Consider the following 16,959-nt stretch of genomic DNA (forward strand, 5'->3'; position numbering starts at 1 on the left):
TTATGAAACGATCTGTAATCCCTGCTTCCAGAATAATTTTTGTTGCGCTGTCCCTGATGACGGCGGCGGTCGTCTCCAAAGGCCTGGTCTCAGCATTCAGACCGGCAATGCATTTTAACGGGCAGGAACCGCAAAAGAAAGTAGTGGTAAAAACGTATGACCGTGTGCTGCTGGCCAGGCTAAACCGGCTGGCCCATTCTATGGATATGCTGAAGCCTTGCGCCTATGAAGGTGTTGTTAATATAACCGATGGGGCAGATTCTGTAAATAATGTGCATAACGCCCGGGTTGTTTTTTGCAAATCGGGGGATGATTGTTACTACCGCTACGGCAGCATGGAAATGATCAACCGCGGCGGATATAATATCTATATTCAGCATGAACAGAGGAGTATCTGGGTGAGCCGGCAGAAACCCGTTTCTGCCGATGCTATGCCAGGCCCTTCCACGCTTCCCGACCTTGCCGCCGAAAACTACGAGCTTTCATCGGTGGTCAACGGGGCAGAGGGAACGATATCCCTGAAGAATAGCAAACATGTGACCTGCAAGGAGTATACGCTTACTTACGATACCCGTAGCGAGCAGGTGAGGTTTGTTCATGCACGCCTTTCGGATATTCATGATCCGCTCAACAGCAGCAAAGATAAACTGGTTGATATGCAGATATCCGGTTGGACCGGGAAACCAGAACTGCGAAAATACCCGGACTATACCAGCATCATCACTCTTTCAGGGGGAATAATAGCGCTGAGAGCTGAGTATAAAGATTATTCATTAACAAATACGGTGCGTTAATATGAGAAGGCTGGCATTTTTGAGGCGGTTATCGTTGATGGTGGCGATAACAATCTGTGGTTATTGCGTAAAGGGAGCTGTAGTAGTCCATCCTATTCCGATAGCGACTCCGGTAAGCGGTGCTGTTCCGGCCCCGGTAGATTTGACGCTTACCGGGGCTCCTTATACGGGCTGGGTGTTTAACGGTTTAGCGGGTGCGGTAACGCTACAGGTTACAGACAATGTAGCCCTGAGCGCTGATTTCAGCTACAAGGTAATTTTTGATATTGACATGTACGATGTTTACGGGGCCAAGACCACACTGACAAACCAGTTATTATCGGTCAATTACCGCAAAGATCAGGGTGTCACCTATAAAGGAACGGATAATTTCACGTTCAGTAACGCGGTACGGGCCACGTTTACATTTAAGTCATATGCGGTGGAGAATGTGGGAGACCTGTTGCCCCCTACAGGTGGGGTAAGTTTGGTGATGAGCATATCAGAAGAACATACGGTACCATTTGCGGTAAATGGCGTAATCCCTGTAACCAGTGCGGTACTGGATGATTTTACACCAACCTCTTCGACAGCGGCGCACAGTCTTACGGTTCACTGGTCTTATATGCCGGGGGCGCAGGAGTATGACCTGGAATGGACGGTGGTTGACGCCGGAGATGCGAATGCGGGGATTGCCGGCTCGCTGGTTACCGATCCTGCAAACGGGTATAATATAGGGCAGGCTTATAAGCTGTTCAGAAACAGTGCAACACGGGTTACGACCTCTCTACAAGATTACAAAATTACGTTGGCGTATAATGATGATTACCTGGTAGCCAGGATCCGTGGCGTGCAATACAATAGCCTGGGGATCCGTGTGCCCGGCGCCTGGACGTATGTATTTACTACAGCGGGTGTTACTAAACCAATGGCCTGGGCAATAGGTACCCTCTGGCATGAACAGGGCATGAACTGGCAGTTCTCGGCATCCTTTGCCGAGGAAGCCAAAAAGAAAGAAGTGATCAGTTATTTTGACGGCTCGCTCCGGAACAGGCAAACGGTTACTGTAAATAATTCGGATAATGTTCCGGTGGTGCAGGAAAACATCTATGACATGTTTGGCCGGGCTACGGCCAGTGTGCTTCCCGCGCCGACATTTGACGGTAGTAACAATACGCCATATTTGCATTACTTTAAATTTCTGAATGTAACTACAGCCAGTACATCAACCAATATTATTCCGTATGATTATAAAAACGTACTTGGCACGGGCAGTTCTGCTGTATGTGAGCCGAACCCGGACCCTATAGCCAATACTGCAGGGGCATCCAAGTATTATTCTGTTAGCAATAACTGGCCTTCACGCCTGCTGTCAAAATACATCCCGGATGCGGAGAACTATCCATTTTCGGTAACGCAGTATACACCCGACAATACGGGCCGGATTAAGCTACAGGGTGGCGTGGGCAAGATGTTCCAGCCGGGACAGAACAGCCCGAGCAAAACCACCCGGTATTATTACGGTGTTCCCGAACAATGGGAGCTTGACCAGTTATTCGGTAACGATGCGGGCTATGCAAGCCACTATATGAAAAATATGGTGATCGACCCGAATAACCAGGTATCGCTGAGCTATGTGAACGCAAGCGGTAAAACGGTGGCCACAGCGCTTGCAGGTGAAACACCGGCCAACCTGGACCAACTGCCATCGGCAACTCCGCCCAAATCGCAAACGATCAAAGTACTGAGCCCGGACCAGTTTAAGTTCGATAACAGTTCGCTGAAGCTATCGGCAACCACAACCTACCTGGTTCCGGCACCCGAAACTGTAACGTTTGTTTATGATATTCAGAAACTGATCTATACTTATGCCCAAAGCTCGCCGGCAATTTGCAGCAGCTGTTATTACAAAGCAACGATTAAGTTTGTAAACGCCTGCGACGCGATACCTTTTAAAACAATAACTGCGGATGTGGGCGCAAAAGCTGCAGATGCACAAACCTGCGCGCAGGGCACTTTTACATCCATTGCCGAGCCTGTATCCTTTGCCAATGTAGGCGAATACAATATCATTGTAGAATTTGCCCTTGACCGGGGAGATATCGAGAACTACCTGACCAACTTTTTGACCACGGCGCAGGCCCGGCACAGCTTGAATACAGAATGGACGTACCTGCAGCCGATGCTGGATAAAATTGATTTCAGCAGCGCCCTCGGCGATTGCAAAACGGCAGTTGCTATCCTGGGTTCGCGGGCAGATTTCACGGCAATGATGAAGGCCAGGCTGCTGGCCTTGAATGTGAATACAGACAATTACCAGGCCGACGATAAGACTGCTTATAATAATTGGATCATAGCTAAATATAAGGCTGATAGCATCATGGTAAATGCGCTAACCTGCACGTTTACACCATGTAACGACCTGAAGTTACAGATGATGCAGGACGTATCGCCAAACGGACAGTACGCGATGTTTGACAAGGATTTTAACCCCCTGGAGCCCGAGATCAACGTGATTTACCAAAACTGGCGAAAGATTTTTCCGGTAATCACCAATCATTCGGACGTTACCTACCTGATTAACCGTTTTGTAAAGGCTGATGGGAGTATCAGTTCGGCCAATGATGCCAATGCGCAGCTAAGCGACGTGGCCAGGTACTGGAACCCGATATGGTCGGCCTATTTTTTTGGTTTCCACCCGGAGCTTTGCAAGTATACGTTTTGCGTTAATAACGAAAATTCGTTTGTATGGGATGAACAGGTGCGGCAGGTTGCAGATGATGCGGCTAAGATCAGCACAAAAGTACCCAACGCATCGGGCCTGAGTTATGATTACAGCAATGGTTCGTGGCTGATAGCGGCCGATCCGTTTTTTAGGTCGGGCGGCCTTGGCTATTCACTGAGCGGGATGCGGCAGGCTATGCTTGATGACCTGAACCAGTACAGCAAGCGGGTGCTTAATAACCCCAACAACGATGCTTCAGTTGCTGTAAAAGGGCTGTCGCAGTTTGTTAACTACAGTTTATATATTACAGGTACCTGCGCGGGGGGCACCGCCACCAATAACTGCTGGAACAACTGGACCACCAATACCTGCGCGGTGAACCGCGACTGGGCAACGTATAAGACATTGTATCTTGAACTAAAGAAAAAGTATTACGTGCAGGCGCGTAATAGTACAACCTGCCTAAGCAACTGCAATATCGGCGTGCCGTATGTGGCAGCTGCCGGCGGCAGCTGCGCTAATGTGAGCGACTTCTCGTTGCGGCTGACCACTGAGGCCGACAGCGGGCAGAATACGGCGTGTTCAGCCAGCCAGCAGCGTATCACGGTCAGTTATATCCCGGGCAAAGTAGCATCGGGTACCTATGTTTACCTATATTATGCGGCGGGCACCAACACAGCCGATTTACCAACCAGCATTTATTTTGCGGCCAATACATCAAAGAAGTTCTTTTGCCTGCCGCTTACGGTACCTTTAAGCAGCGTAAGTATCAAGGCGGTAAATTGTACTGGTACGGCCCCGGCAGCGTATTCCCCGGTTAGCCGGGCGCCCTCCAATGATGTGGTCCAGTACCCGGCCTTATCTGCCAATTTTTCGGGTCCGATATACGATTCGGCTGATTTTACGGTGACGCAAACGTTTGAAGACCCGTTATTCCCATCGCTGGCTACTTACCGGGTAACGCTAAAACCCAATATCCCGGTATGTACCCGGAACGGGATGGTGGCTACCATTCTGCTGAAGGATGGAGACACCGCCGTTGAGGGCGATGTTTACCATTATTTCCAGATGACGATTGATCCGAACAGTTATACCGGCACGGCGAAGGTCTCGTCTACAACGGGCGATTCATATGTGCGCATTGTAGGTTCGGCAACGGCCTGTTCATTGCCGCTGCCTGCCAATGACGGCTGCCCGGAAGCTTACCAGAACAAGATCTCGCGTTTTGACGATCCGCCGCATACCATAACCTATAATCCAATAACAGCCCGGACGGACGTGGAAACCCAGAATGCGGCGCTAATAGCCCAGCAGGTACAGAATAGTTGCGAAGGTAATGCCTACCGCTGGATGACACTGCTGGCCCCCGGTCTGGCTGCCCATGGCTATAGCGGTTACACTACAGCTTTGCGGGCCGCGCTGGTGAAACTTTGTTCAGACAATGGTGATGCCACTCATCCATTCGGCGCAAGCACAAATAAGACATCGCCAACAACCGAGGACTTCGGAACTGTGATGAAAGCCAAATTAGGCCTTACCAAGTTTTATTATGACCTAAACCCCTGGCTACTGGAAGGACCACCGGCCTATAATATCCCCGTACAATCGGCCAGCATGGTGATTGACAGGAGCAGCCTGGAAATCAAAACGCTTGTTGATAATGCTTACGCCGCCAGGGGCAGTTTAACCTTTTACCAGTACCTGGTAAATACCTACGGTGCTGCCATGACATTATCATCTACCGAACTTGATATGCTGAAAGCCGCAGACGTACCTTGTAACTACATCCTGCCGCAAAACCTGGTACTGCCTGTCTTTTTCCAACCCAATGCGCTTGGCTGTGTGTCTTACGCCACGTTCAATGCAGATCGTGCCGCGTTAATGTCTACAACGAACTTTGTTACCGTACCGGTGGGTAACAATACTAACGACCCCAGTTATCCCTACTACCAGGCTATCCTCACCAATTACATGAACCAGCGGTATGGGTTTGCGCTGGGCTATTCGGCCTACGACGGCTTTAAGAGCGGCACACTTTGCAACAACCCGCCGTTTAAAGCAGTAGCTGGCGACCCATATGATAATGTGCAGACACAGTTGGTGGTATATGTTTCTAATGCTAAAACGCAATATGCAACTTATATCAATACACAAAAAGAACTTTTCCGGGCCAATTATATCGCTACCTGCTCGGCAGCGCAGGCTAATGTGAACTTTACAACGGACAAGCAGAACTTGCATTATACGCTGTATTATTATGACCAGGCAGATAACCTGATCCGGACGGTACCGCCGGAAGGCGTTACCCTGCTCACCGCCGCGCAGATTAGCCAGGTACAAAAGGCACGTGATAATGATAAGGTTGATTATACTTATACCGGCCCAACAGCCAATGCAGATCAAACCCAGGCGCTCAATTCATTATCAACTACACTGTTTGCGGCGCAGGGGGCTATAGAAATGTGGCTGTACAACAGCAATGGCAGCACCAATTACCACATAGTTGAGGTAACGCCCGATAGAAAGTGGCTGTTTCAGTTTGGCATTTGGGGAGGCAGGGCCAATATTGATGTTTACCCGCTTACGCAAAACACTGCATCCAGCATCGCTTTCAACCCCAACTCGCGGCATTACCGGGCCGATATCAGCTCGCGGCTGCCGCTTAACCCGTTTACACATGTGGTAATCCAGGGGCCGTTGCTGGGTAGCGGTACTTCCACGCCGCAGCTATATATCAATGGCACGGCGGTAACTGTAACCTCCGGCGCCAGCCCCGCGGCTGATGAAGGTTTTGAGGTAAAGGCGACCGCCAGCAGCGTAATCTTCCCTGATGTAATTACTACGCTTAAGCACCTGCGCCTGTACTACCACCAGCTATCGGCAGCAACTATTGCCGCCAACGCAGCCAATACGCATTTTGTAATGGCAGATACCCCCGAAGGCGGCTGGTACCGTTTTAACGTACCCGGCGCCGGCAGCCTCACCACGGCAGGCCCCGGAACCACCAATGAAACCACCTTTTTTGGTATTTATAACAAGCATATGCTGATAACCAGCTATACCTATAATGCCACCAACCAGGTAGTTCAGCAAAACTCGCCCGATGGGGGCACCAAGCGGTTCTGGTACGATATGCTAAGCAGGCTGAACATATCGCAAGATGATAAACAGCTAAGCATCGCCGACTACAGCTATACCAAATATGACGTGCTGGGCCGCATATCGGAAGTTGGCCAGAAGGACGGCGCCGCGGCCATCCAGGCCGCCCCTGGCTACCTGGATGGCACTACCATCAGCAACTTTAATAACGGCGGTACCAACCACCAGATCACCAGTACTTATTATGATATTTTCCCAACGGGTGTAAACGGTATTGTCGCCCAGGCTGATGGGCAAACCAACCTGCGCAAAAGGGTGGCGGTGAGCTCGTTCCGGGTTGACCAGGGTGATGCCGCGCCGCAGGCTACGTATTACAGCTATGATATCGATGGAAACGTAAAAACGCTGTGGCAGCAGGTCAACGGAACGGTATTTGAAACTAAACAGATAGACTATGAGTATGACCTGGTGAGCGGTAAAGTGAACTTTGTGCGCTACCAGTCGAAGGCTGGGCAAAAGGATCATTTTTACTACCAATACAAGTACGATGCGGAGAACAGGCTAACCGAGGCCTGGAGCGGCACAACGGCCATTATTAACCCGGTTTTGGGGAGCAGCCTGTTGCCGGGCAATGAAAAGATGGATGCCAAATACAAATATTACCTGCACGGCCCGCTGGCGCGGATGGAACTGGGGGACATTGGCAAGGTACAAGGCGTAGATTACGCCTATACGCTGCAGGGCTGGCTGAAGGGGGTGAATAACCAAAGCACCACCGACAACCCGTCGGCACCATCCACCACGGATATGGGGCAGGATGGCTTTGCCGGCAACCCGACGATAGCCCGGGATGCTTATTCGTATTCGCTGGGCTATTACACCGGCGACTATAAGCCCTCAGGCGGCAGCAACAACTACACGGCGTTCAATACCCAATACGCATCGACGCCATCCGACCCTACAGGTAGCGACCTGTTTAACGGTAATATCAGCAACATGACGGTATCGCTGAGCAAGGCAACCAAAAAATCGGTAGGATATACCTATAGGTACGACCAGTTGAACCGGCTGAAAAAGATGCGGAACCATCCTGATATCAGCACCGCCTGGAACAACAGTACCCTGACGGCCGATTACTCGGAAGACTTTACCTATGACGGGAACGGGAACATTACGACCGCGATGCGGAACGGAGCGGCATCGGGCAGCCCATCCGGGGCGATGGACAACCTGGCTTACCAGTATAGTAAAGATGCGAACGGGCGCCTGCTTAACAACAAGCTGGGCTATATTGATGACGCCGCAACGGGCACTTACACCACCGACCTGAAAGACCAGGCGAGCGGTAACTACGGTTATGATGCTATAGGTAATATAGTTAAAGACGGCAGCCTGACCTATGCCTGGACAGTTTACGGCAAGCTACAGCAGGTTACTAACGACGCCACGGTAACGGCTTACCAGTACGATGCTGCAGGAAATAGGGTGATGAAGCAGATTTCCAATAATGGTGTAGTAGCAAAAACCACGTATTACATACGCGATGCGCAGGGCAACCCGCTGGCCATTTATGATGTGGCAAGCGGTGTTACAACGTTAAAGGAGCAACAGTTGTACGGATCAAACCGGCTGGGCACATGGTCACCAAACCTGAGCCTGACGGCGGGAACTAATACAAGTACCGACCTGGCCTATAACGTTATGGGCCAGAAGTACTACGAGCTGACGAACCACCTGGGGAACGTAATGGCTACTATCTCCGACAAGCGATTGCAAACGGGCAGCACACCTTATTACCTGCCCGATGTTGTTACCCAACAGGACTACTATTCCTTTGGCGCGCCGCAGCCGGGTGACCGGACGTATGTGTACCTGAACCATAGTGCCTACAGGTACGGGTTTAATGGTAAGGAGAACGATGATGATGTGGGTAAGGGTACGGGTAACCAACAGGACTATGGGATGAGGATTTATGATCCGAGGGTGGGAAGGTTCTTTAGCGAAGACCCGCTGACAAAATCCTACCCATGGTATACACCTTATCAATTTGCTGGAAATAAGCCCATCAATAGTATAGATCTAGATGGAGCAGAAGAATATTCCAGCTATGAAGCTTATTCAAAAGATAAAGGTTCGGCGGCAATGAAAACAATGGATGGAACCGATGGAGCCTGGTTAACCGCTGATCGCCTTGCCCACAATGGCGTTTGGGAAGCCGCCATGACAAATATCACAAAAAACGGCTGGCAAGGAAGATTTAAATCTTACTTCCTTCAAATCTACGGGGATGATCGAGGTAAAGTTGTTGAATTAGCTTATAGTTTTGGAATAGTACGGGATTATTACAACTGGATCCAAGGAAATATGGATGCAAAAGGCTTTAAAAGCCGATGGGCACTCGGGGCATCATATTTAGTAGATGATCTTGCCAAAAATTACGATAACGGCTCTTTTGCAAGCATTGATCCAACAGGTACCGGAGCACTTTTGAAAGCACTGAACCAGGGTATCGCGAATTATGCAGTAACCAGGTTTAAGGGTGTATTATTTGAACACGCTGGCGATAAAAATAAAAGTTATATGTCCTGGTACAAATGGGACAAGCAATTTATCGAAACTGAACAGGGACCTGTAGCATTGAATGTTTATTCACAATGGGAGGGAACATCTGCGCTATCGTTATTAAACGCCACATCGTCAAAGGTATGGCCCTTAGGGAATCTTGCTAATCATTTTTTTCCTGATTTTTCCAAATTTAACGTTGACTTAACGGATAAAAATTCTCAATTTGGTCAAAATATGCGCATAAATATACCCCTATTTATGCTATGGCCTGTAACGCATCAAAATCAGAGTGGGATAAAACTTACGAAAGATCAGTCCGCAGATATAAATAAGGCTCACAACGCCATCAATAATTATTATCAATCATCAATGAAAAAATGAGGTCAAAAGGATTAAAATCCACAATTGTTATTTTATCGATTTCCATTGTCAGTTGTGTAAAAACTACTACCGATTGTAAGTCATATTTTACTAACTGCCTTGATTTAAAGTTAGCTACAGGTTCAAATTATAAAATTTGGGATATGAAGATATCAGATAAAAAAGTTGTAATAAGGGCTTTTGATCGAAATAAGAATTATGAAAGTATATTTATCGACTTAAATACCAGAGTTTCACAGATTTTTAAATGTCCTAATAATGGATTTTTCCAATCTGACATTATGTACGAACTTTTTGAAAATAAATTATGGTATACATCTATGTCAAAGCCCGACAAATTGTATTCATTTACCATCGGTTCGTCTAAGCTTGATAGCCTAGATTTAAAAGTGAACGATGTGTTTCCATCAACACAATTAGTGAATAATACAAGCCAGTTTTTTTTTCTGGGCAACCTTTATGGTATAACGGTTTTAAAAAATCGTAGCCAGGGTATAGTAATAAAAAATGAAGGGATTACTATAAGTAGAGGGGTAAATACAATATCCCGCCCGGTTAAAAATGATATCAATTTGGTTTCCGGTATAGTTTCTACAAAAAATGAACACACGTTTCTGGCACTAAATAGTAGTAATAAGATTGTTTGGAAAGGCTTTGTGAAATACAGGGCCGATGTAGATGCAATCAACATATTTAATGTCGATTCTGTTTTTTGGATCGCCGGAGAAAATAAATTAATAGCCTTAAATAAAAAAAATGGAAGTTTTTTTCGCGAGCTGAGGTTAAAAAATAAGATCGTCAAAATGTATAATCAAGGAAATTTTCTTATTTCAGTTTCCTTACCAGGGATAAATCCATTTGAAACCAATCTTAAAAACCAACCAATCGTTTTCACGGTTGTTGATTTAAATCATTTTAGTAAAATCTATAATTATACGATATTCTATAACGGAATCGCGAAGATCACGGTTATAAAAAATAATATTATTATTGCTGATCAGCGACAATTTCGAATCTATGACGTTAAGACAGCCAAGTTAAAGTTTAATCAAAAGCTTAAAACCGACTATGATGACAAGTACACTTTTGAAGCTATCTCTGACTGGCACTCCAATGATAGTTACATAAGGACATATGATGATAAATTATACTGGTGATCTTTCTAATAAGCATTAAATTTGTTGCTCAAATTCGATCTGTTCGCAGAATCTTCCAATACCGCCCCCCAGCTACCGCAAGCATTGTCGCTGCCGAGGCTGCAGCCTTGTGGCCCGCTGATAGGTAAACGCCATGCAAAGTAATAAATATGCAACTCCCGGATGTTCGTTTCATCCGGGAGTTTGTATTTTTAACGGGGGGAAAAGAGTAATACAAGAGCATAAGGTTAACAACAAACATTGTGAATTGTCCTAAAGGCATGGCGTATACTTAGCATGTGGGCACACAAGCCAGGAGGCTTGCGGCAGCGGGTGATGGGTTAGTTTAAAAGTGTACCATAATGTTCCATAAATGAGGGTGTACGACAAGTTGTGTCGTACACCTTTTTTTTAATGAATTGATAGATAAATAGTTGAGGCTGTTTTAAGAAAAAACTGTCAAAGTAATACTGTACCATATGGAACACTTTTGGCAGCGGGGGTAATTATATAATCCTTTGGCCGGTTTTCTGAAATAACGAAGCTTCGCGTTAAGGATTGTACCGGATACCGGCCTCGCGGCTAATGCCTGTGTAGTATGAGGGGAAAGCCTGGCCGCAGGCAACGCCATAATAAGCAGTTTTATTAGCCGCCTTGTCTCCTAACCTGAACCTGGCAATTAAAAATTATTTTGTTTCAATTCATCGCTCACATCATCGGTTTTTAAAACATCGCTAACCTTTTTGGTGAGTTGTTGTTTCAAAACAAAAGTACCTTTCAGCTTGATATCGGTTGAACTGGCGCCGGCCATGATAGTGTAGGTCCCCTTGTCTGCCACCCAGGCCGAAATGCCGGTTTGGAAAGAGGCCAGGTCGATGGTATTGATGGTTAATGTTATCAGTTGCGATTCGCCTGGTTTTAACAGTTTGGTTTTGGCAAAAGCTTTCAGTTCTTGTTTGGGTTTATCAATGGCCGATTTTGGCGCAGAGACATAGATTTCGGCTACTTCCTTCCCGGCAACCGGCCCTGTGTTGGTGATCCGGAAGCTGAGTTTCACCGGGCCGCCTGCAACAGGTGGATAAACTTTTAAATGATCATAATTGAAATGGGTATAAGATAAACCGAAACCAAAAGGATAGGCCGTGGCTACGTTGAATGTGGTATAGTACCGGTAACCAACATAAATTCCTTCGTGGTATACGGCGTTGTTGTAGCTCCCGAAATCGCCGGCGGAGGGAACATCGCTGTACTTCACCGGGAAACTGGCAGTCAGCTTCCCCGAAGGATTAACGTTACCCGCAAGCACGTCGGCAATGGCGTTGCCACCTTCAAGGCCGGGCTGCCAGGCCAGCAGGATCCCGTCGGCCTGGTCGCGCCAGCTGGCCGTTTCTACAACGCCGCCCACATTCAGGATAACCACCACTTTCTTGCCATAAAACCGGAACTTTTCCGAAATGTTTTTGATTAGTTCTTTTTCGGCAGCAGTAAGGTTAAAATCTGTGTCCACATTCTTGTCCTGCCCCATTTTATTATTGCGCGAGATGGTAATTATGGCCATGTCGGCCTCTTGGCCCTGGGCATCTATCATTTCCTTGCTCATCATCGGTTCGCTTGATCCCATATCTCCGTTTCGCTGGTATGCAGCTGCCTTTCTTTCGCTTATAAATTGTTCATAAAAACTCTTTAAGGTAGCGGTGCAAACGAATCCTGCGTTTGCCAGCGCGCCGGCAATATTCTGCTGATATTTTTGATCGGACCCGCGGATAAAGCTGGCAGCATAGCCATAGCTGCCAAACAAGGCCACCTTTTGTCCTTTTTTTATCGGGAGTGTTTGCTGTTGGTTCTTTAAAAGCACCATCCCTTCGGCCGCTGCTGTGCGGGCAAGCCTGGCGTGGGCTGCAAGGTCGGGAGTATGCCCACGGGGTGTTTTTTTAAAAGAGCCGGTATTTAAAATAACCTTCAGGATGCGCGAAACATTCCGGTCGAGTTGCGCCATGGACAGTTTGCCTGTTTTTACCGCATCGATAATAGCCTGTGGCTGCTGGGGGTTGCCCGGCATAATGAGGTCATTACCGGCCGCCAGCTTTTGTATATCGTCCTTGCCGCCAAACCAGTCGCTGATGACAAAGCCGCCGAAATTCCAGTCTTTCCGCAAAACGGACTCCAGCAGGTCTTTGTTTTCGGCGGCATAGGTGCCATTCAATTTATTATAGGACGACATCACCAGCCAGGGACGAGATTCCCTAATGGCAATTTCGAACCCTTTAAGGTAAATCTCGCGCAGCGCCCGTTGACTGATAACGGAATTGATGTTATGCCGGTCTGTCTCCTGGTTATTGCCTGCAAAATGTTTAATGGTAGCGCCAACCTGGTTTTGCTGGATGCCCCGGATCATGGCCGACGCCAGCTTACCGGTGAGCAGCGGATCTTCGGAATAATATTCATAGTTGCGCCCGCCAAGCGGGTTACGATGAATATTGATGGCCGGGGCAAGCAATACGTCGACGCCGTATTGTTTAGCTTCGTTGCCTATGGCGTTGCCAACCTGGCGTAATAAGCCTGTATCCCATGATGATGCCAGTAGCGTACCTGTGGGGAATTTGGTGGTATAATAATTAGCAGCGGTATCAGTTTGGCGTTTTTGGCCTATCACCAGGCCCGATGAGCCATCGGCAAAATAGATAGGTGGGATGTGTAAACGGGTTAGCGGATAGGTATGCCCGGCCGCACCCGGAACCCTGTCTTCTTTTTTAAGGAGCCCATCGTTACCCGGCATGGTATGTGCGCCTACAACTAATGCGGCTTTTTCTTCCAGGGACATTGCCCGTACAATTTGATTTATGTTTTGCTGCTGTGCTTTCGCATTTTTGTAATGGGTTAGCAGTATTGTGAATGCCAGGAAAAAAGTATACCGGAATTTCATGATTTTGGGTTTAGGCCAATAATTTAAATATGCTATAATAGGAAAAAGAATCGACTTATTAAGGTAATTTGTTTTGAATGCGTTCTTTTCCGGTGTAATATTTAGTAGAAGTCCGGATTGTTTGTTTATCTAAAAAAGTCGTAGGCGGCGGCCTGTAAGAAACCGGAAATCTGTGGAGTAGCCTTGCTTCAGTTGGGCAAGGCTTGAATAGGATGGAGAAAGTGAAATGTTCCTAAATGGGGTATGCTTGTTTTTTTGAATTATAATTGCATATAATAGCTAAAAAAAATTATCCTGTAATTTTCTGGTTTATAGCGAGTTATTTGGCTTTGAACTGCTTGGGTAGCCGGAGGGGGATTGAATACTTAACTATAAGAAAACGAAAAAGCCTTGTAAGCTGCTGATTCTCAATAGAGAAATTCGAACTTCAAGGCTTTTTTTCTGAAAAGTAGCGGAACCGGCGATGTGTCGAACTTTTTAAATGATTTAGAATTAATTACAGACCCTGAATCTCAAATTATCTGCTATGTTTTTTTGCTACGATTTTCATAAAGAGTTTAACGTCGTCCGAAATAGTTGCATCACCAGATTTATCAAAGAGCTTTTCTGATGCATAATCGATACCCCAATCTGTTCGGTCAATGATCAGCGTGCCATTCACCACAACGGTTCCGTCCATTCCGTCCTTAAAATACATTATGGCCGGAAAAGTAACTGCCTTCGTGATACCTTCAATGGTTAGGTTCCCTGTAACTTTTATATTCGCGATACCTTCAATGGTCATGTTCCCGTTCCTCCCTGGAACTTTTCCATCATTCACTGTTTCAACCTTCGTAATTGCGAATGTAGAAACAGGGAATTTTTTGACATCAAAAAATGCAGGTAATTTATTGTGTGGACGTTGATCATCAAATTTTTGTTCAATTGTATTCATGTCGACTTCAACCGCACCGCCCACCAGATGACGGTTTTCGATCAACAATTCTCCTTTTAATATATCTACGTCCCCTGTACCGGAATCATCACTAACTGACTTAGTACCTTCCCATGCACCAAGTAGCATAGAACCTTTCCATATTATAACACTTTGCTTCGTATCTATGATGTATTTTTTCTGACCCTCTTTATTATAAAAGTCCGTGATGGTCTTTCCATCATAACGATACACCCCGGTCGCAGATCCAAACCAAATATTTCCATCGTTAGCTTCCAGAAGCCCCAAAAAAGCATCTCCTGACATAGTTTCGGTTACAGTGGGCTTATTACTATACAAGGACTTTGCATCATAACGGGAAAGTGCCCAGACCGCCACATGGGCAGAATTTACTGGACCAGTAGTCCAGATGTTTCCTTGTTTATCTTCGATTATAGCAAAAGTACCTCTCTCCGATACGTTAGTAAAGGTATTGCCGTCATAGCGCCAAAGGCCATGGGTTACGTCACCAAGCCAAATATTGCCTTTTCTATCTTCGATTATACTCCAAACGTTTGTAAAAGTTTTGCCTTTATGGATTAACGGGGTAAATGTTTTTCCGTCATAAACAAAGGCGTCGCCCCTTGTGCCAACCCATAATTTCCCGGTTTTATCTTCAATGATTGTAGTAATATCATTATTCCAATTTCCTCCTTTATAAACACGCGAGGGGTTCGGATTTTTAAAATTTAGAAAAGATTTCCCATCGTAACGGCTTATTCCATCCCCGGTGCCGAACCAAATAATGCCGGCTTTATCTTCATAAACAGACATAACCCGATTATTGGCAAGTCCCTCCGTGGTAGTGAAATGTTGAATGGATTTCCCGTTGTAATAATAAACGCCTGAATCAGTAGAAGTGAACCAAATATTTCCTCGTCGATCTTCCAGGACATCCCAAAATCGGTGCGAACCTATTTTACTTGTAAGATTAGTAAAAGATTTTCCATCGTATCGAAAAACATCACCAAATGATGAGTTGTTCGGGCCGGCAATCAAAATGGTGCCATTTCTGCCTTTTTTTATACTACGAGCCATTATGTTGGGCCCTATGTCTTTAATTTCGGACTTGATATTATCTTTTGGTACGTTTGTTTGGTTTTGTCCACAGGAAGTGAGAAAAACAAACATTAAGAACAAAGCATATACGCATATGTATTTCATGATTTTTTATTTATTGATCCTGTTAGAATTGATTCAGCGAATCTACTTTGATGCTTTTCGGCGCGACGAATTTGGATTGTAAATAAAAATGTAAACTTTGTAAATAAAATCTTGACATTATGCGTGATAGCCTAAACCTCTCCTCCCGGAAACGCTAGTCTCTAATCATCTGAACCAGAAAATTTGTTTTGATAATATCCCAAATGAATTTTCTGCCATTTGCTTATTTTAATTGCTTTTCTCTATAATTTATGTATAGAAATACTGCGCGGTGCAGTGTTGGGCTGGTTACCCATAGAAGGTTTAAACTCTCAATTGTTTAAACATTGTTTTAACAGAAAAAACAAAGGCAGCTACTTCTTACAGTAGCTGCCTTGTTTCAAGTAGCGGGGAGCAGGATCGAACTGCCGTCCGTTAATTAACGGATATAAATCCTACGCTCTAACCATCTGAGTCATCAAATTTTTTGATAATAATATTCCGAATAAACTGCCTTCCGTTTGATGATTTGAGTTGCTTTTCTCGTGTCATAGCTCCCGATTTTGTCGGAAAGTCTTCAGTATATGCTATCACCCAGGGGCGGTATTTGATCGTATGCCCCTTTGTGGCCAATTTATTATGCGAAAGAAACCGGTTTTCCAGATTTGAAGTATAACCAACATAAATCTGGTTGAAAGTTTGGGAGTATAAAACGTATACGGTGAACATAATGACAATATACAAGAAAAGCCCCTTTTTTCAAGGGGCCTTCTGCCAATGTAGCGGGGAGCAGGATCGAACTGCCGACCTTAGGGTTATGAATCCTACGCTCTAACCATCTGAGCTACCCCGCCGGGTTAATTTTTATACTGATAATCAGCTATTACGACTTTAAACCGCAATCGTTCTTTTCAGTGCCCAAACCTGTTAACGGTTGCGCCTTTCGGTGCGTGGAGCGCAAAGGTAAGTATTGCCGCCTTTATTTTATAATCTTTTTCAATTTTGTTCCTGATTGGAAGGTTACTTATCTTGCAATCAGGAGGTTATTTGTTTTGGATGATACCGGCGACCACTACTTCTTAGCGGTGTTTAATTTTATGTTGGGCCAATTCACAGGAATGACCATCGGACATGTAACGGCTGCCTGTGCTTTTGGCAATAACCGATCCTTTTTAACCACAACATTATCCTAATTAATTCATTTTCTTTAATTTTATCCTTGCAAATCGTGCGGTAATCGC

General features: G+C 45.9%; 6 protein-coding genes and 1 tRNA gene. 3 read left to right on the top strand and 4 right to left on the bottom strand.

Annotated features, from left to right (window positions below):
• Positions 1 to 2: 2 nt before the first annotated feature.
• The 3 genes from AC1DXF_RS11210 (at position 3) to AC1DXF_RS11220 (ending at position 10,700) form a co-directional block, all read left to right on the top strand.
• The gene (locus AC1DXF_RS11210) at positions 3 to 794 is read left to right on the top strand and encodes a hypothetical protein (RefSeq protein WP_477448556.1); all 792 of its coding nucleotides are present in this window, start codon (positions 3 to 5) and stop codon (positions 792 to 794) included.
• 1 nt (position 795) lies between these two features.
• Positions 796 to 9,543 carry an RHS repeat-associated core domain-containing protein gene (locus AC1DXF_RS11215; protein WP_477448558.1) on the top strand — a complete coding sequence of 2,916 codons (8,748 nt, stop codon included), beginning with the start codon at positions 796 to 798 and terminating at the stop codon, positions 9,541 to 9,543.
• Positions 9,544 to 9,686: 143 nt separating this feature from the next.
• The gene (locus tag AC1DXF_RS11220) at positions 9,687 to 10,700 is read left to right on the top strand and encodes a hypothetical protein (protein ID WP_477448560.1); all 1,014 of its coding nucleotides are present in this window, start codon (positions 9,687 to 9,689) and stop codon (positions 10,698 to 10,700) included.
• A gap of 658 nt (positions 10,701 to 11,358) precedes the next feature.
• Here AC1DXF_RS11220 and AC1DXF_RS11225 read toward each other — a convergent pair.
• The 4 genes from AC1DXF_RS11225 to AC1DXF_RS11240 all read right to left on the bottom strand — a co-directional run bounded on the left by AC1DXF_RS11225 (position 11,359) and on the right by AC1DXF_RS11240 (position 16,572).
• Positions 11,359 to 13,602: a beta-glucosidase gene (locus tag AC1DXF_RS11225; RefSeq protein WP_477448562.1), complete on the bottom strand. Its 2,244-nt coding sequence runs from the start codon at positions 13,600 to 13,602 to the stop codon at positions 11,359 to 11,361.
• Between the two features lie 517 nt (positions 13,603 to 14,119).
• Positions 14,120 to 15,739 (bottom strand): two-component regulator propeller domain-containing protein, encoded by a 1,620-nt coding sequence (locus tag AC1DXF_RS11230; RefSeq protein WP_477448564.1) that lies wholly within the window; start codon positions 15,737 to 15,739, stop codon positions 14,120 to 14,122.
• 441 nt (positions 15,740 to 16,180) lie between these two features.
• Complete coding sequence (locus AC1DXF_RS11235; RefSeq protein ID WP_477448566.1) at positions 16,181 to 16,447, bottom strand: GIY-YIG nuclease family protein; 267 nt, start codon at positions 16,445 to 16,447, stop codon at positions 16,181 to 16,183.
• A 51-nt stretch (positions 16,448 to 16,498) separates the two neighbouring features.
• Positions 16,499 to 16,572, bottom strand: a tRNA-Met gene (locus tag AC1DXF_RS11240).
• Positions 16,573 to 16,959: the final 387 nt, after the last annotated feature.

The organism is Mucilaginibacter sp. P2_A5 (assembly GCF_056404995.1).

Excerpts from the sequence above, each read along its gene's own strand:
- AC1DXF_RS11210 (WP_477448556.1), top strand. The coding sequence starts at position 3 with ATGAAACGATCTGTAATCCCTGCTTCCAGAATAATTTTTGTTGCGCTG.
- AC1DXF_RS11215 (WP_477448558.1), top strand. The coding sequence starts at position 796 with ATGAGAAGGCTGGCATTTTTGAGGCGGTTATCGTTGATGGTGGCGATA.
- AC1DXF_RS11220 (WP_477448560.1), top strand. The coding sequence starts at position 9,687 with ATGAAGATATCAGATAAAAAAGTTGTAATAAGGGCTTTTGATCGAAAT.
- AC1DXF_RS11225 (WP_477448562.1), bottom strand. The coding sequence starts at position 13,602 with ATGAAATTCCGGTATACTTTTTTCCTGGCATTCACAATACTGCTAACC.
- AC1DXF_RS11230 (WP_477448564.1), bottom strand. The coding sequence starts at position 15,739 with ATGAAATACATATGCGTATATGCTTTGTTCTTAATGTTTGTTTTTCTC.
- AC1DXF_RS11235 (WP_477448566.1), bottom strand. The coding sequence starts at position 16,447 with ATGTTCACCGTATACGTTTTATACTCCCAAACTTTCAACCAGATTTAT.